This is a genomic window from Flavobacterium sp. PS2, from assembly GCF_046250155.1.
Taxonomy (GTDB): Bacteria; Bacteroidota; Bacteroidia; order Flavobacteriales; family Flavobacteriaceae; genus Flavobacterium.
In genome coordinates this window covers 1290546-1307986 of the sequence record NZ_CP176426.1, presented here as the reverse complement: position 1 = coordinate 1307986, position 17441 = coordinate 1290546, and the positions used below count along the sequence as shown (strand labels likewise).

Below are 17441 nucleotides of genomic sequence, written 5' to 3'. Positions count from 1 at the left end.
AAAGTTTAATATCGACTTTAATTTAGAATAACTTTTCGTCTACTATATTAGGGATGGTCACTTTTAATAAAGGTTGCGTGTCCATGGCTCTTTTTATTGCAAAAATTGCTTCGTCATTACGAGCCCAGCTTCTTCTTGAAATACCATTGTTAACATCCCAGAAAAGCATTGATGCTAAGCGTTTTGACGCCTCTTTAGACCCATCAAGAACCATACCAAAACCACCATTTATAACCTCTCCCCAGCCTACGCCACCACCATTATGTATAGAAACCCAAGTTGCTCCTCTGAAGCTGTCACCAATGACATTTTGTATTGCCATATCGGCTGTATATCTTGATCCGTCATAAATGTTAGATGTTTCTCTGTAAGGAGAATCTGTTCCCGAAACATCATGATGATCACGACCTAAAACGACTAGTCCAATTTCGCCTTTGGCAATAGCCTGGTTAAAAGCTTCAGCAATTTTTATACGACCTTCGGCATCAGCATATAAAATACGTGCTTGTGATCCTACAACTAGTTTATTTTCCTGAGCACCTTTTATCCATTTAATATTGTCCTGCATTTGTTGCTGAATTTCATCGGGAGCAGTTTTTGCCATTTCTTCTAAAACCTGAGAAGCTATAGCGTCTGTTTTTTGTAAATCTTCGGGTTTTCCAGAAGTACAAACCCATCTAAAAGGACCAAATCCGTAATCAAAACACATTGGCCCCATAATATCCTGAACGTAACTAGGATATTTAAAATCGATATTGTTTTCGGCCATTACCTGAGCTCCTGCACGAGAAGCTTCTAGTAAAAAAGCGTTTCCATAATCAAAGAAATAAGTTCCTTTGGCAGTATGCTTATTTATAGCATCGGCATGGCGACGAAGTGTTTCTTGTACTTTTTCTTTGAATAACTCAGGGTTATTAGCCATCATTTCATTGGCAGCTTCAAAGGTAATTCCAACAGGATAATACCCACCAGCCCAAGGATTATGTAGCGAAGTTTGATCAGATCCCAAGTCAATCTTAATATTTTCCTGGTCAAATTTCTCCCAAACATCTACTACGTTTCCTAAATAAGCAATAGAGACTACTTCTTTATTGGCTTTCGCCAAAGAAACTCTTTTTACCAATTCGTCAAGGTCTTCTACAATTTCATTAATCCAACCTTGTTCATGACGGATTTTAGTAATCTTAGGGTTTACTTCGGCACAAACGGTGATACAACCAGCAATATTTCCTGCTTTAGGTTGTGCGCCACTCATTCCGCCTAATCCAGAAGTTACAAATAAGTTTCCTTCGGGATTTAGTTTTATTTTTCTGAAACCATTCAATACTGTAATTGTAGTTCCGTGTACGATTCCTTGTGGCCCAATGTACATATAACTTCCTGCAGTCATTTGTCCGTATTGAGAAACCCCAAGTGCATTCATTTTCTCCCAATCATCCGGTTTAGAATAATTTGGTATAACCATTCCGTTAGTAACAACTACACGTGGAGCTTCGGCATGTGAAGGGAATAATCCCATTGGGTGTCCAGAATACATAGTTAGTGTTTGCTCATTTGTCATTTCCGACAAATATTGCATCGTAAGCAAGTATTGAGCCCAGTTCTGGAAAACAGCACCGTTACCGCCATAAGTAATTAATTCATGTGGATGTTGTGCCACAGCATAATCCAGATTGTTCTGAATCATTAACATAATAGCTTTTGCTTGTTCTGATTTTCCAGGATATTCGCTAATTGGTCTGGCGTACATTCTGTAATCAGGACGAAAGCGGTACATATAAATACGTCCGTATTTTTCTAATTCTTCAGAGAATTCAGTTATTAATTCCGCATGATGTTGCGGTTCAAAATAACGTAATGCATTTTTTAAGGCAAGTTTTTTTTCTTCTGCCGAAAGGATTGCTTTACGCTTTGGTGCATGATTTATAGCTAAATCGTATACTGCTTTTGGAGGTAATATAGATGGAATTCCTTGTTGTATTTGTTCTTGGAAAGTCATTTTTATAAAGTTGCTTAGTTGCTAAGATTCTAAGTTGCTAAGGTATTTTAGCTAGATTAACAACAGATTAATTTTTTGTTTTTTAGATTATTGTTGACCCGCTGGGGTTCAAATACTAATCGATAAATTCTATTTCTATAAAAATAAAATTCCAACGAATTTATTTTTTCAGCCTTTTAAAGGCGTAATATTTATAGAAAACAATACGATCAGTTGGTAAAAGCTCCATAGGAGCGAAATACCTATCAATGAAAATTCGATTTCAAATAATTATCTAATTTTTAAATTGACACATTTTCAAATTGACACATTTTCTAATTAACAACTAGGGATACCGAATATCCGACCTATGATAGGATTTGTGGATAGTAATCCTATATTTTTGAGAGCAGATATCCATATTTCGTATTTAAAGATTTAAGTATTTAAAGATTGAAAAATCCATTTAAGTAGAATTTTTTAATCTTCAAATTGATACATTTTCTAATTATCGTATTTTAAAGATTTGGAAATTTAAAGATTATATAATTTGTTTCAAAGGAATTTAATATTTCTTAGGGTTTTTAGGTTTTGGAGCAGTCGAATAATCCAAAAAACCAAAAGTCTAAGAAGTCTAACAATCTAAGAAGTCTAATAATCTATTTCCTAATTTCTCCTGTTTTTTTATCATATCCATAAGGGCAATGGCGACAACCACTTTTGCAGCAATACCCTCTTTTTAAATGATGTTTTTCGGTAAAACATTTATATCCTTCGGGGGTATAATAAAAATCTTCGCCCTCAATTAATTTATTTTCCTTATTTTGTTCATTCATAATTCTGAATTTGGCAAAATGCTATTTTTATGTTTAATTTTAAGTAAATTCAATTGATTATGATTTTCTTTGTATAGAAGTAATTTACTACTACAAATTTATAAATTTTACAGCGAATGTTTTTGATTATTGCTAAATATTTAATTCCGAAAGGATATCGAGGAATGGCTGTATTTCCGTTTGTATTGGTAAAATACCCTTCGGACAAAAACAATCAGGTTTTTGTTAATCATGAAAAAATACATTTACGCCAACAATTAGAGTTATTGATATTACCATTTTTTATTTGGTATGTAATAGAATATGTGGTGCGTTTATTTCAATATAAAAATGCAAGTTTAGCGTATCTGAATATAAGTTTCGAAAGAGAAGCGTATAAAAATGAGGCTAATATGAATTATTTAAAGAGCAGACCTTTTTTTAGGTTTGCGAAGTATTTAAATCAAAAATAAAATTAGATTTTGAATCAAAAGATCCATACCGTTTTTCCAAACAATATTTCACTTACAATTAAAAGAGAAGATTTGATTCATCCTTTTATTTCTGGAAATAAGTACCGAAAACTCAAATATAATTTACTTCAGGCGAAAGCCGAAAACCAAGAAACGTTGCTCACATTTGGCGGAGCATTCTCTAATCATATTGCTGCTGTTGCTTATGCAGGAAAAGAAAGCGGATTTAAAACCATCGGGATTATCCGCGGGGATGAACTTGTTGATAAAATCGAGGGGAATCCAACTTTAAAATTTGCTCAGGAAAACGGAATGCAATTTGAGTTTGTTTCTAGAGAGGATTACCGTCTTAAAAGCGAAATAAACTTTTTAGATAATCTAAAAGCAAAATTTGGAGATTTTTACCTGGTGCCTGAAGGGGGAACAAATGAGCTGGCAGTTCGGGGTTGTGAGGAGATTTTAACGCCCGAAGATGCCGAGTTTAATTATGTATGTTGTGCAGTAGGAACGGGAGGGACAATCTCGGGAATTAGCAATAGTGCGTTACCAAATCAAAAAGTTTTAGGGTTTCCAGCGTTAAAAGGGGATTTTTTAAAAGATGAAATTCGTATTTTTGCAAAGAATCAAAATTGGGAATTGATTACAGACTACCATTTTGGCGGTTATGGTAAAGTAAATTTAGAGCTTATTGCCTTTATTAATCAGTTTTTTGATGAAAATCAAATCCCTTTGGATCCAATTTATACAGGAAAGATGGTTTTTGGCGTTATAGATTTAATTAGGAAAAATTATTTCCCCGAAAATTCAAAAATCCTGCTGATTCATACTGGCGGATTACAAGGAATACAAGGAATGAATATGAAGCTGATGAATAAAAATTTACCAATAATTAAAAGCAATGTTTAAAAAAACACTCGTACTATTAATAACGATAACACTAATAGGTTGTAACGCAAGCAAACCTGCTATTGCAACAACCAAAAAGGCTGCTACTACCCAACAAAAACAAAGAGTAGCGATTCAAACTAAGAAAAAGCCGGTTTATACCAAGACAGATACTAAAAAAACTACATCAAATAATACGACTGAAGTTATCGAGTCGACTTCAAAAACAGTTGTTACCAATACTTCTATAAGTGATTACATTGCTCAATACAAAGATATTGCGATGGGTAATATGAAAAATTACGGAATTCCTGCAAGTATTATTCTGGCACAAGGTATTTTAGAGTCGGGTGCAGGAAAAGGAGATTTAGCCCTTTCATCTAATAACCATTTTGGTATAAAATGCCATAAAGACTGGGTTGGAGAAAGTGTTCGTCATGATGATGATTCGGCTCAGGAATGTTTTAGAAAATACAAAGATCCATCGGAATCGTTTCGCGATCATGCTTTATTCCTGACAGGAAAAAGCCGATATGCGACCTTGTTTACTTACGAAAAAGGAGATTATAAAGCATGGGCAAAAGGATTAAGAGCAGCAGGTTATGCAACAGATCCTAGATATCCAGAAAAATTAATTAGTTATATTGAGCGTTACGAATTACACCAATACGATAATATAGCTATGGGCAAAGACTATGTAGTAGTAGAGAAAACTACAACTGTTATTGCTGCAAAACCTAATACACAAAATAATAATAATTCGGGTAATCTTTCCTTGTACGAAGTGCAGAAAGGAGATACATTATATTCTATTTCTAAAAAATTCAACGTACTTGTTGATGATTTAAAGCAAAAAAATAATCTTGTAGATAACACCCTTTCTATCGGACAGAAGTTAATTGTGAAGTAAGATTTAATTCTAAAGAAACCAGATACATAAAAATATTTTTAATGAGCTTATAATTGATTTTTAGATTTAAACTTATCGTGTAAATCTAAAATCAGAACTCTAAAATCTAAAGTTAATAATGATATATCAAAGAAGCAGTCAGCTTTTTGCTGAAGCAGAAAAAGTAATTCCGGGTGGTGTAAATTCGCCTGTAAGAGCATTTAAAGCAGTAGGAGGAACTCCAATTTTTGTAAAAAGCGCCAAAGGAGCTTATTTATATGATGAAGACGGAAACAAATTGATAGATTACATCAATTCATGGGGACCAATGGTTTTAGGTCATGCGTATGCTCCAGTTGTTGATGCAGTAATTGAGAAAGCTAAATTAGGAACATCTTTTGGGATGCCAACAGAGTTGGAAACACAAATCGCAGCTTTGGCAGTTTCGATGGTTCCAAATATCGATAAAATTCGTTTTGTAAATTCTGGAACAGAGGCTTGTATGAGCGCAATACGTTTGGCAAGAGGATTTACAAAGAGAGATAAAATTATAAAATTTGCAGGTTGTTACCACGGACATTCAGATTCATTCCTGATTCAGGCGGGTAGTGGGGCTGTTACTTTCGGAAGTCCAAATAGTCCAGGAGTTACAGAGGGAACGGCTAAAGACACTTTGCTGGCAAAATACAATGATTTAGAAAATGTAGCGACATTAATTAACGCTAACAAAAACGAAATCGCAGCCATTATCATAGAACCTGTTGCAGGAAATATGGGTTGTATTCCGCCAAATAAAGGCTTCTTAGAAGGTTTACGTGAATTATGTACAGAAAACGGAATATTATTAATCTTTGATGAGGTTATGACCGGTTTTAGACTTGCACGTGGAGGAGTTCAGGAATTATTTAATATTAAGGCTGATATCGTAACGTTTGGTAAAGTAATAGGTGGTGGTTTGCCAGTAGGAGCATTTGCTGCTCGTGCAGAAATCATGAATTATCTGGCGCCAATAGGACCAGTTTATCAAGCAGGAACATTATCAGGTAATCCGCTGGCAATGGCAGCAGGATTAGCAATGTTGCAAGCGTTAGATAATGATCGTGCTATTTTTACTCGTTTAGACGAGAAAACAGCTTATCTAGAAGCTGGAATTGACAGAGTTCTTAAAGCTAATAATGTAGTTTTTACAATAAATAGAGTAGGATCTATGATTTCGGTACATTTTGATGCTGCTCCAGTTACTGATTTTAAAAGTGCTGCCAATGGGGATAACGAAACATTTAAGAAATTCTTCCACGGATTGTTAAATGAAGGAGTTTACATTGCACCTTCGGCATATGAAACTTGGTTTATTACTGATGCATTAACATACGAAGATTTAGACTTTACAATTCAGGCGATTGATAAAGTTTCTAAAACTTTTTAAATATTTTTTTCACCATTAAGAAATTAAGTTTCATTAAGGGAATTCAAAGGTTGCAATCCTGCAAGGTTTTTAAATCCTGAATATACTAAAGCTTAATTTTCTTAATCTCTTAATGGTAAAAACAAAAAAACTTCCAGTTTACGCTAGAAGTTTTTTTTTGGATTATTGTTTGTTTGCTCTGTCTTTCATTTTTTCTTTCATCTTCTCTTTATTTTCTTCTCTCATTGCAGTCCATTTTTTGTATTGGTCGGCATTTAAGATAGATTTCATTTGAGTTTCAGTCGCTGTTTTCTCGTCCATCATTTCTTTTTTAAGAGCAGCTTTTTCTTCGGCAGTTGGTTTTGCATTGCTGTCTTTTCTAGCTTTTCGAGTTTCCATGTATTTTTGTGATTTGGCACTTTTCTCGGCAAGTAATTTTCCAACTTGAGCTTGTTGGTTGGCATCTAGATTTAATTCGGTAGTCAGTTTCTTTAAATGTTTTTCATTTCGTTGTTCAGGAGTTAATCTTTCTTTTTGTTGCTTAGGAGTCGTTGTTGTAGCGTCTTGAGCAAAGCTTACCATTCCAACGAACAATAAAGCAGCGATAAATAATTTTTTCATGATTTGTTTGTTTTAAAGGTTATAGTCGTTAGACATTGATGAAATCAATAGGTTTAATTGATTTTTTTTAATTATAATTTATTTAACAGATGATAAAATAAAATTTGTTTCTTAAATTCGCATGGTGAAAAAAATGGTCTTCATATTGATTCTAGCTATTTTTCTAAAACCTGTATTCCCGGTTATAGAATATATTGTCAATTATGATTACATTTCGACCGTACTTTGCGAGAACAAGGCACAACCTGTTATGCAGTGTAACGGAAAGTGTCACTTGATGAAAGAATTAGCCAAAGCAGCCGATGCCGAAAAGCCATCTTCATCTGATAAAAAAAATACCCTTCTGGATAAAGTCGATTTAATGTTTGAATCAACTAAATTGTTTACCCTACAATTTTATCCAAATAATACCAAATCACAAATTAATGCGGCTTACGCTAATTTGTATTCTCATCTTAATGCGGATTTGTTTTTTCATCCACCAGCACGTATTTCTTAAATTTTAATTAAAACACTTTTGTGACCTGCTATTTCATTTGATTATTATCATTTGAAGTAAGCCTATGCACATACTATTTTAAAGACTTATTAAAGATATACAACTCAAAAATGAAAAAAATATTATATAAAGCAATAGCTATTTTGGCTATAACAGCTACTATTTCAGCATGTTCAAGTGATGATAATAATGAATCAGTTTCTGGAACTGGAAAAATCGGATTAAAATTTGATAACTCTTTTGGATCAAACGATTTAATTCTTGAAACCCAGCCAAACACAACTACAAATAAGGAAGTTTTAAAAATTACAACGGTAAAATACATCGTGAGTAATATTGTTTTAACAAAAACTGATGGAACTACATTTACATACCCAAAAGCAAAAAGCTATTTTATTGCTGACGAAGCAAGCGCGGCTGGTTACAAATTTGTCTTATCAGATGTTCCTGCGGGAGATTACATAAAAGTAAAATTCGGAATAGGAGTAGATAAAGAGCAATGGCAATTGGGAGCATCAGGACAAGGAGATTTTCTGGCACAAGCTCAAGCTGCCAAAATGTTATGGAACTGGACTGCAGGATATAAATTCCTTGCTTTCGAAGGTAATTTTACTTCAGAAACCGTTACAACTGCACTTCCTTTTATGATCCATACAGGACAAACAGGAACCGATTATAACTATACCGAAGTAACGCTGGATTTCCCAACCAAAGCCTTGGTAAGAACTAATATTTCGCCAGATGTACATATTATAGCCGATTTGTCTAAAATTCTTGACGGACCTAATAAAATCAAACTTTCAGATTACAACATGGGCGGAACAGGCGCTATGATTATGGGTGGAGCTGCTTTGCCTTTAATTACTGCCAATGTAGCAACAATGTTTAGAGTAGATCACGTACACAACGATTAATTTCATTTCTAGGAGCACAAAAGTTGTTTTTCATTAGGAACTCTTGTCCCGCTTTTTGCTATATCTTTTTTATTTTAAAGAAAAATAAAAAAGGATATCGTGGCAATCGGGGCTAGAATCGAGCTTTTGTGCTTCTTTTTAAATTTAGAAACCATGAGAATAAAATATTTTCTTTGGGTTATGATTCCGTTATTATATAGTTGTAGTGATCAGGATGATGAATATATAAATGTGCCTTTAGACTTTAAGGTGCCATCTAATTTTCCAGCTTTGGTTTATGATATTACCACAAATCCGCCAACAGAAAAAGGGTTTGAACTGGGTAAAAAACTATTCTATGATGGGCGTTTGGCCTCTGATGGAATCGTTTCCTGTGGGTTTTGTCATATTCAGGAAAACGCTTTTACACACCACGGTCATACTGTAAGTCATGGTGTTGGAGATGCTTTAGGAACCCGCAATGCACCACCAATCCAGAACTTGGCTTATCAGAGAACTTTTATGTACGATGGCGTAACCAATCATCTGGACTTACAGCCCATAATTCCGCTAACGAGCGATATCGAAATGAATGGCGATTTAAATGCTATTCTCGAAATGATGCGAGGCGATAAAACGTATCGAACTTTGTTTGGGCAAGCTTTTACCGATGGGGCTATTACTACGGAGAATATGCTTAAAGCACTTTCGCAATTTATGGTAATGGCAACATCATCTAATTCTCGTTTTGATAAATACCGTCGTAATGAATCTGGAGGAACTCTTACTGCCGATGAATTAGCTGGATATGCTTTGTTTAATTCTAAATGTGCTTCGTGCCACGCAACCGATTTAATGACCGACGATTCATTCCGTAACAATGGTCTTGCGGTAAATCCTAAAGTAAACGATGTGGGACGTTACAAAGTGACTGAGTTAACAAATGATTATTATAAGTTTAAAGTGCAAAGTTTGCGAAATGTAGCCGTTTCTGCTCCTTATATGCACGACGGACGTTTTGGAACGTTAGAAGCGGTTCTTAATCATTATGCCAGCGGAATTGAAGCTTCGGCAACTTTGGATCCAATCCTGAAGCAAAATGGAAAATTAGGAATCGAACTTTCGGAAATGGATAAGAAACAAATTATCGCTTTTCTGAAAACCTTGACCGATAATCAATTCTTGACAGATAAACGATTCTCGGAGTTTTGAGATTCTCCTAACAGGTTTTAAAAAACTTGTAGGTATGATAATTAATGTGAAGATATTTAAACAATTTTAATGGCTAGAAGGTTTAAATCTTGTAATCCTATAAGGTTGAAAAAAAACTTGCAGGATTAAATAATATAATAAAAATAGAAGTTTTAGCCCCGATTGTAGTGAAAAGCCTTTTTGAGAAAAGCCCTTATTTTTTCTTGGGTTTACAAAGTGACCAGCGGAAACTTTGTAAACGTATAGAAAAATGGGATTTTAAGAAAAGCTTGCAACGGAAAGCGGGTCCCGAAGCTATCGGGAGCTCCTAAAAAAATAAAATACAATGAAAAAAATAATAGTTTTAAGTTTAGTTCTAGTTTGTAATCTAACTTTTGCTGCAACGGTAAAAGATAGTATTTCGAGCTTTACATTTCAGCGTTTGGCAATGATGGAAGACTTTGATTGTGATGCTTGCGGTTGTTCGGCAAGTGGCGGAAGTATGGGTTTTAGCTCGATGTTAAACACAAATTTTGTTGGAATACGTTATTTCAATCAGAGTTATACGAGCCGTGATGGTATTTTTGCTAATTCTCCCTGGATTGATGAGAACTTTAATACGGTTCAGGCTTGGGCAAGAATTCCTGTTACAAAGAGAATTCAGATTTCGGCATTGGTTCCGTATCATTTTCATAATCGCGAATTAACGACCGGAACCGAGAGTATTTCGGGATTGGGAGATATTTCGGTAATGGCACTTTATACGGTGTTTGAAACGCAAAAGGACAGCACAGTTTTTACGCATAAAATAGAACTTGGTGGTGGTGTAAAAATGCCAACAGGAAAGTTTAATGAAGCTAATAATGTGGGGAGTGTAAACAAGAGTTTCCAACTAGGAACGGGAAGCTGGGATTATTTACTGGTTTCGGAATATGTAATTAAGAGAAAAAATTTGGGTTTAAACACAATGCTTAATTATGTTATAAAAACCGAAAATGAACAAAAATACCAATACGGAAACCAGTTTAATTACTCAGGAACGTTCTTTTATTTGTTCGATTTACCATCGGTACAATTAGTTCCTCAGCTTGGTTTTGCGGGCGAAGTTTATGCTACAAACAAACAACATGGCTTGGATTTGCCAAATACGGCTGGAGATATCTTGTTTGGGAAATTTGGTATTGAGGTTGGGAAAGATAAATTTTCTGTTGGTGTAAACGGAATGCTTCCTATAAACCAGAATTTATCTAATGGCGCAATGGAGGCTAATTACCGCTGGAGCGTAAACCTGAATTATAGTTTGTAAAGGGATTTAATATGTTTTTTTGATTTTATGGGTTTGATGGTTTAGTTTTACTAAGGTTTAATTTAGATACATGAAATTAAGAAAAATAACTGTCGAGGATAATGTTTATCTCTATATAATGACTGGTAAGGTCGATTTGCCTGCGCAGGTAGGAACATTGACAATAAAAATATTTTTAAAGGATTATAAGCTAACTCCATTATTAGTTAATTTTCTGACATGGGATGATCCGATAATTGGGCTTCCTTTAAATTTTGGATTTCCACTTGTTAAGTCATTAACTGACGAAAAAGAAGTTGTGAACCTGAATAGACCTAAATATGTTAGAGAATGTATTTTATTTGGTTTGCAAAAAGGATGGACTGGTAAAAACAAGTTGGAACCTCTTGATGGATTAGAGGTGTTACGTAATCTAGGATATGATGTTTCTGTCTTATCTGTTAAGAAGGGCGATAGTAAATAAAAAGACTTTTAATAATTTAAAGACTTCTATAACAATGAGTTTAATGACTTGTTGTTATAGGAGTTTTTTTATGTGTTGTCTTGCTGCTTTTGTAAGGATAGGTTTTTAAATTTGTAAAGAGATTGAAATAATTAAAATAGTTATTACTAAGAGAAAAAATGGAGTTTAATAAGAAAAGTAAAAATCGGGTTCTTAAAGCTGTAAATGGCGAGATGTCTTATAAGAAATTAACTGCTGCCGAGTTGCATCAGTTTGTGCAACATTGGAATTATGATGATGGAATTGAGCCTTTTGATTGGATTATTAAACAAAAACATTGTGATAAAGGAACTGCATTGTGTTTGTATTGGTTTCTTCAGCCAGATTATTTTTGCAAGTTTGCAAATGAGGATGAAGCAAAAGAGGATATTAACTATGAGAGTTATAAACTGATAAAAGAAATTGAGCAGCGATATTGTGCGGGTTTTTATGAAGATGAAAATTTCTCGTTTAACCCGAAAGATGAATTTCTTGATGAATATTCTAACACGAAATGTATTCCAGCAGAAATGCTTGAAAAATCTAATGGAGCTTTTTTTGAACGACAAGATATTGAATTTGCTTTTTTAAGAAAGCCAAATGAAAAGGAATTAAAAACAATTGATACTAAGATAAAAGATGCTATAAAGATTATTCAGATTTCAAATTCTGGTTTTATTTATGACGGAACAGATTCCGCAATACAAGCTATAATAGAAAGTGTTGAATACTGGAAAGGAAAAGAATTAGGGAAGATGAAAATTAAAAATCTGTCATATTTATGGATGGATTGTGTACATAAACAACATAGTTGGGATTGGATAATTTGGGACTGGGAAACGGGTAATAATATAGGCGTAACCAACTCGACAAAAGAACTAACTTGCCTTGCCGATACTATTATAAACCATACAATAGATGGTTTCCAGCCTAGTACAATAATTGCTAGTTTATATAAAGATTTAGATGGAGTAACTAATTTTTATGATTTAAAAAAAGATCCTTATAGCGGTATCGGATTGCTGTTTAGTTCTGACCATTTAAAATTTAGAGAATAAAATAATTGAGGTTGCATAGATTTAAGATTGTAATAAAAAAAGGTAACCATATAAGTAATGTAAGTCCATTTAAATTTTAGGCTGATTAAGTCGCGCTTATATTTACTTAAATTACTTATATGGTTAAAATAATTTCACTTTTTATAGGGCTTTACATAGTAGGAATTGCTTAATTTTGCAATCCAATTTTAATAAATATAATATGTTTCAGAATAAAAGTTTGTGGCTTGCAGTTTTAGTTTCTTTCATTTTTAGCTTTGGTTTTGCCCAGGAAAATGAATATTTATTAAAATTTAAAACTTCTAAAGAATTACAGAAGTTTTTAAATTATTCTAAGAAAACAATTCCGTTGGTAAGTGCACACCGAGGTGGTCCAACAGTTGGATTTCCAGAAAACTGTACACCAACATTTGCCAATGCAATAAAATATAATCCTACGATTGTAGAAACAGATATTGCTTTGAGTAAGGATTCAGTTTTAGTAATGATGCATGATAATACACTAGACAGAACAACAACTGGAACGGGTGTTATCGAAGGATATACGTATAAAGAGTTACAAGAGCTTTTCTTAAAAGATACTGAAGGAAAAGTAACTCCATATAAAATCGAAACTTTAGATCAAATCCTACAATGGGGTAAGGGTAAAGTAATTTATAATTTGGATATCAAGAAAGGTGTTCCGATGCAAATGATTATCGATGCAGTAAGAAGAAATAAAGCCGAGGCTTATTCGGTAATTATTACTTATACAGCAACACAAGCTGCTGAGGCTGCTAAACTTGCACCAGACTTAATGATTTCGGTTTCGGCAAGAGGAAAAGAAGATGTGGAACGTATGGAGAAATTAGGTGTAAAAGCCAATAAAATGATTGCATTTGTAGGTACTTCTGAACCAAAACCAGAAGTATATGAATATTTACACAGCCGAAAAATTTCTTGTATTCTAGGAACTATGGGGAATCTTGATAAAAGTGCTGCTGCAAAAGGAGATGAGTTATATTACAAACTTATTACCAATGGTGCTAACGTGTTATCATCAGATCGTAATGTAGAAGCTGGTAAACAACTATTAAAATATGCAACCGATAAAAAATTAAAATCGAAATATATTGTAATTAAGAAAATAAAATAACAAACACGAATTTCACGAATTTGCACAAATCTTAATGAGTAGCTTAGTTTGTGAAATTAATTTCACAAACGGATTAGTGACAATTCGTGAAATTCGTGTTTAAGATTGATTTATAATTTTGTGTCAAACGAGCTTCAATTGAAGCTCTTTTTTTTTGCCTGGAAATTTACTTTGCGATTATTTGTTTAATTTTAATGAATAAACAATTATAATTTTAAAGAAAGCATATATGGATTTAGATAGAGTAGCAGGCATGAATAAAATAACGTTTTTCTCGGCTCAGCCTTATGATAAGACTTTCTTTAATAAACATAATTGCGAGTTTGGTTTTGACTTAGAATTTTTTGAAACACAGCTTAATAAACATACAGTAAGTTTAATTCAGGGTTCGAATATTATTTGTGTTTTTGTAAATGATATTGTGGATGAAGCGGTGATAAAACAATTGGCAGAAAAGGGTGTGAAGATTATTGCTTTACGTTGTGCTGGTTTTAATAATGTAAATCTGGAAGCAGCAAAGAAACACGGAATTCATGTGTGTCGCGTTCCTGCTTATTCACCCGAAGCTGTTGCCGAACACGCTATGGCAATGATTCTTACACTTAATCGCAAAACACATAAAGCGTATAACAGAGTTCGTGAGCAAAATTTCTCGCTAAATGGGTTATTAGGATTTGATTTGCATGGTAAAACAATTGGTATAATAGGAACAGGGAATATAGGGAAAGCTTTCTCTAAAATAGGAAAAGGCTTTGGTTGCCGAATTCTTGCTTATGATATTGTGAGTAATCCCGAAATGGAAAAAGAGGGAGTTGTATTTACCGATTTAGAGACAGTTTTTAAAGAAAGTGATATTATCTCGTTGCATTGCCCATTAAATGAAAAAACAAAGCATATCATAAATAAAGATTCGCTTACGCAAATGAAAAACAGTGTTATGATAATTAATACTAGCCGTGGCGGACTAATAGAAACTGCTAGTGTTATAGAAGCGCTAAAAGATGGTAAAGTAGGATATTTGGGAATTGATGTATATGAGCAGGAGGAGAAATTGTTTTTTAGAGATCTTTCAGAAGATATTATAAAAGATGATGCAATCCAGCGATTAATGAGTTTCCCGAATGTATTGGTAACTGCACATCAGGCTTTTTTTACGAGCGAAGCATTAACTCAAATTGCGCTTGTAACGTATAATAATATCAAAGAATTGCTGATAAGAAAAGATCTAGAAAATAAATCGGCTTTATTGGTTTAAAGTACGTTTATTGCCAATGCATGACTTTAAGAAACCCTCTAAAACAAACGTATTTATTTAATTTTTTTGTAAATTTAACGGTAATAAAAAAAATAATAAAATCATGAAAAAGACATTTTTAATAGGCTTAGCAATGCTTAGTTTATATTCTTGCCAGAAAAAAGAAACGGCTACGGATACAGCAAAAGGAGTGGACTCAACAGCCATTGACTTATCAGTAACAACGGAAACCAATAAGGACTCAGCGGCAGTAAATAATAAAACAGCTCCAATAGATTCTAAAGTAGTCGATATGATTCGTAAGCAATTAACCACAGTTTTGTTAAACAAGGATTTGCCAGCAATGACAAAAGAAGACCGATTTTTTTACTATGATGCTTTCGATTTAAATAATGATAAAAAAGACGAGTACTTTGTAGGTTTCTCTAATCCTTATTTTTGTGGTACAGGCGGATGTTCTGGTTTTATCTTGAACAATGACGGAAGCTTATTGAATAAATTTACAGTAACCGATTTTCCTATTTTTGTTGGAACAACTGCTTCCGAAAAATTCCAGGATCTTATAGTGAGTAGTAAAGGAATTCTTTATAGTGTAAAAATGAAAAATGGTAAGTATCCTTCTAATCCATCAGTTCAGGAAAAATGGAAAGGCGCAGTTCCTGATCAATCTCAAGCAATCCTAGATATAGATAATAAAAAACTAGAGAAAATTTCTTTTTAAGGGAAATACAGAGATATAACAAAGAAGAGCTTCATGATTGAAGCTCTTCTTTGTTATTCAAAAGCAATATAGTTGCCTTCTGAAAATTCTGAATTATATTGTTTAAATAAAACTTTACGTGCTTGGTCTCCAGCTTTAATAACTCTTGATTTTGATTGGAAACATACTTGAGAAAAAATTGAAATGGAATCTAAATCAATCTTGGATTTATAAAATTCAATAGTTGTAATTAATTGTTTAATTGCATCATTTCTTTCTTTATTTCTACTTCGTGGTTTAACATCTTTTGATTCAATGAAATAAAGTTTGCTGTTTTCGAATATTACCCAATCGCATTTTTTTGAAACTTCATTTTTCATGATTGAATTTTCGTTTTCTAAAAATAAAATCTCTTTTAAATTTTTATTTTCCAAACAGAGGTTCCAATATTCTTCTTTAGTTTTGAGTTGAACTATAGAATCTTTAATTTCTTCAAGATAGTAAATAGAATCTTTTAACGTTTTGTAGCAAACATCTTTTATTAAATCAGGAAAATGAGCTAATAATTCTTCGGAACTCATAAATCTAATAATTTATCAAATTCATCTGCAAAAGTATCAGAGACAGAATCAATCATATTTTCGGCAATTTGTCCTAATTTATCATTCATAATCTTTTTTGCTTTTCCATTTTTTAATTCATAAGCAATAAAATTTTTTGGGTTTAACCAAGATTCTTTCTTTATAATTTTATTTACTTCTTTTGGATGTTTTTGTCCCTTGTCATGAGCTAACAATAAATTATTTATTGAGGCTAAAACAAATGGACTATGTGTTGTGAGTATTAAATTTTTTCTTTCGTATAAACAATTTTTAACTAAATATTTAATTAATTCGTGCTGTGCTTTTGGATATAAATTTAATTCTGGTTCTTCGACAACAAAATTAAAATTGTATTGTTCTTTTAATGATTTTGAATATTCAACTAAAAGTAGAATTGGGATTATTGATTGTAAACCTGAGGCAGATTCTAATAAATCAACTTTTTTATTCTCATTGTGATATATGTAAGAAGTTTTTCCCTCTCTTTTATATTTGAATTTTTTATTAATAATAGTTAATGATAATTCTTTTATTGTATGAATTGCTTTCTCGTATTCTTGTCCAATCTCTAAAAGATGTTTTGGAATTTGAATATTATTATTAATCAATCCTAAGGTATTTTCAATAATCAAGTGAAGGAAGTTTCTTTCAGAAGGAATATATAATGAATCAAATTTAATGTTTATTCCATATTCTGTTAATATATTTTCATAATGGAGAAAAAAATCTACTATTGAAATCTCATATGGTTTAGTACCATTATTGAAATAAGCATTTAATTTTTTAAAAATATCGTTAACTATTTGTGGAGTAAATTGATTTTCCCAATTAGATATTAAATCATGTTTCAGAAGATTTTTGAATTCGTCATTTTTCTCTTCATTAGACTTACTATTTTTTAAAAAATCTACAAATTGTTCTTTAATTAACTCTCTAGGATTTGTCTTTGAATATTTGTGATTTTTAAATGTAAAATTATAATCCCCTTTGGAATAAGTGATAATAGTTCCATCATTGGGAAATGATTTCATATTATACTTGTTCAGCTCTTCTTCAAATGTAATTTTACTATTTCTTCTAAAATTTTCATCTTCTAATATAGAAATTAACTTAGCCAAAGTACTTTTGCCAGAAGCCTGCGCTCCAATAAAAGTAACCATTTCTCTAACTTCGATATCAATATCTTTTAGAGGTCCGAAATTTTTAACAATAAGTTTTGCTCTTTCCATATTTTCAAAATTAAGGAAAATTTTTA

Annotated in this window: 18 protein-coding genes; 13 read left to right on the top strand and 5 right to left on the bottom strand. The window is 32.7% G+C overall.

Going from position 1 to position 17441, the window contains the following annotated elements; all coding sequences use genetic code 11:
* Positions 1-22 precede the first annotated feature (22 nt).
* Both ACJ6WR_RS05595 and ACJ6WR_RS05590 read right to left on the bottom strand, forming a co-directional pair.
* Entirely contained in the window at positions 23-1999 is a 1977-nt protein-coding gene (locus ACJ6WR_RS05595; protein ID WP_409417283.1) for a urocanate hydratase, read from the bottom strand.
* Between the two features lie 638 nt (positions 2000-2637).
* Complete coding sequence (locus ACJ6WR_RS05590; RefSeq protein ID WP_165571403.1) at positions 2638-2814, bottom strand: DUF5522 domain-containing protein; 177 nt, start codon at positions 2812-2814, stop codon at positions 2638-2640.
* A 116-nt stretch (positions 2815-2930) separates the two neighbouring features.
* Here ACJ6WR_RS05590 and ACJ6WR_RS05585 point away from each other — a divergent pair, with 116 nt between their 5' ends.
* The 4 genes from ACJ6WR_RS05585 (at position 2931) to hemL (ending at position 6466) form a co-directional block, all read left to right on the top strand.
* On the top strand, positions 2931-3266 hold the full coding sequence (locus tag ACJ6WR_RS05585) for a hypothetical protein (protein ID WP_409417282.1): 336 nt from the start codon (positions 2931-2933) through the stop codon (positions 3264-3266).
* A gap of 9 nt (positions 3267-3275) precedes the next feature.
* Positions 3276-4172 carry a 1-aminocyclopropane-1-carboxylate deaminase/D-cysteine desulfhydrase gene (locus tag ACJ6WR_RS05580; RefSeq protein WP_409417281.1) on the top strand — a complete coding sequence of 299 codons (897 nt, stop codon included), beginning with the start codon at positions 3276-3278 and terminating at the stop codon, positions 4170-4172.
* Positions 4165-5061, top strand: coding sequence for a glucosaminidase domain-containing protein (locus ACJ6WR_RS05575; protein WP_409417280.1), 897 nt, complete (start codon positions 4165-4167; stop codon positions 5059-5061). The genes ACJ6WR_RS05580 and ACJ6WR_RS05575 overlap by 8 nt, the downstream gene beginning before the upstream one ends.
* A gap of 118 nt (positions 5062-5179) precedes the next feature.
* The gene (gene hemL / locus ACJ6WR_RS05570) at positions 5180-6466 is read left to right on the top strand and encodes a glutamate-1-semialdehyde 2,1-aminomutase (protein ID WP_086894150.1); all 1287 of its coding nucleotides are present in this window, start codon (positions 5180-5182) and stop codon (positions 6464-6466) included.
* A 162-nt stretch (positions 6467-6628) separates the two neighbouring features.
* On the opposite strand, the gene ACJ6WR_RS05565 is transcribed toward hemL, so the two are convergent.
* Positions 6629-7066 carry a hypothetical protein gene (locus tag ACJ6WR_RS05565; protein ID WP_409417279.1) on the bottom strand — a complete coding sequence of 146 codons (438 nt, stop codon included), beginning with the start codon at positions 7064-7066 and terminating at the stop codon, positions 6629-6631.
* A gap of 133 nt (positions 7067-7199) precedes the next feature.
* On the opposite strand from ACJ6WR_RS05565, the gene ACJ6WR_RS05560 reads away from it, so the two are divergent.
* The 9 genes from ACJ6WR_RS05560 (at position 7200) to ACJ6WR_RS05520 (ending at position 15605) form a co-directional block, all read left to right on the top strand.
* Positions 7200-7565 (top strand): hypothetical protein, encoded by a 366-nt coding sequence (locus ACJ6WR_RS05560; protein ID WP_039111590.1) that lies wholly within the window; start codon positions 7200-7202, stop codon positions 7563-7565.
* A gap of 110 nt (positions 7566-7675) precedes the next feature.
* Positions 7676-8479, top strand: coding sequence for an MbnP family protein (locus ACJ6WR_RS05555; protein WP_323488863.1), 804 nt, complete (start codon positions 7676-7678; stop codon positions 8477-8479).
* 153 nt (positions 8480-8632) lie between these two features.
* The gene (locus ACJ6WR_RS05550) at positions 8633-9670 is read left to right on the top strand and encodes a cytochrome-c peroxidase (RefSeq protein WP_409417278.1); all 1038 of its coding nucleotides are present in this window, start codon (positions 8633-8635) and stop codon (positions 9668-9670) included.
* A gap of 325 nt (positions 9671-9995) precedes the next feature.
* A complete protein-coding gene (locus ACJ6WR_RS05545) occupies positions 9996-10955 on the top strand; it encodes a transporter (RefSeq protein WP_323488865.1) in 960 nt (319 codons plus the stop codon).
* A 70-nt stretch (positions 10956-11025) separates the two neighbouring features.
* Positions 11026-11418 carry a hypothetical protein gene (locus tag ACJ6WR_RS05540; protein WP_086894146.1) on the top strand — a complete coding sequence of 131 codons (393 nt, stop codon included), beginning with the start codon at positions 11026-11028 and terminating at the stop codon, positions 11416-11418.
* Positions 11419-11576: 158 nt separating this feature from the next.
* Complete coding sequence (locus tag ACJ6WR_RS05535) at positions 11577-12494, top strand: DUF4274 domain-containing protein (protein WP_409417277.1); 918 nt, start codon at positions 11577-11579, stop codon at positions 12492-12494.
* A 202-nt stretch (positions 12495-12696) separates the two neighbouring features.
* Positions 12697-13629 carry a glycerophosphodiester phosphodiesterase family protein gene (locus ACJ6WR_RS05530; protein ID WP_409417276.1) on the top strand — a complete coding sequence of 311 codons (933 nt, stop codon included), beginning with the start codon at positions 12697-12699 and terminating at the stop codon, positions 13627-13629.
* A gap of 229 nt (positions 13630-13858) precedes the next feature.
* Positions 13859-14884 (top strand): 2-hydroxyacid dehydrogenase, encoded by a 1026-nt coding sequence (locus tag ACJ6WR_RS05525; protein ID WP_242667431.1) that lies wholly within the window; start codon positions 13859-13861, stop codon positions 14882-14884.
* Between the two features lie 103 nt (positions 14885-14987).
* A complete protein-coding gene (locus tag ACJ6WR_RS05520; protein WP_409417275.1) occupies positions 14988-15605 on the top strand; it encodes a hypothetical protein in 618 nt (205 codons plus the stop codon).
* 53 nt (positions 15606-15658) lie between these two features.
* Here ACJ6WR_RS05520 and ACJ6WR_RS05515 read toward each other — a convergent pair whose 3' ends face one another.
* Positions 15659-16165 carry a hypothetical protein gene (locus ACJ6WR_RS05515; RefSeq protein WP_409417274.1) on the bottom strand — a complete coding sequence of 169 codons (507 nt, stop codon included), beginning with the start codon at positions 16163-16165 and terminating at the stop codon, positions 15659-15661.
* Positions 16162-17415, bottom strand: a complete 1254-nt coding sequence (locus ACJ6WR_RS05510) for an AAA family ATPase (RefSeq protein WP_409417273.1) — start codon at positions 17413-17415, stop codon at positions 16162-16164. Before ACJ6WR_RS05510 ends, ACJ6WR_RS05515 begins: the two co-directional genes overlap by 4 nt.
* Positions 17416-17441 lie beyond the last annotated feature (26 nt).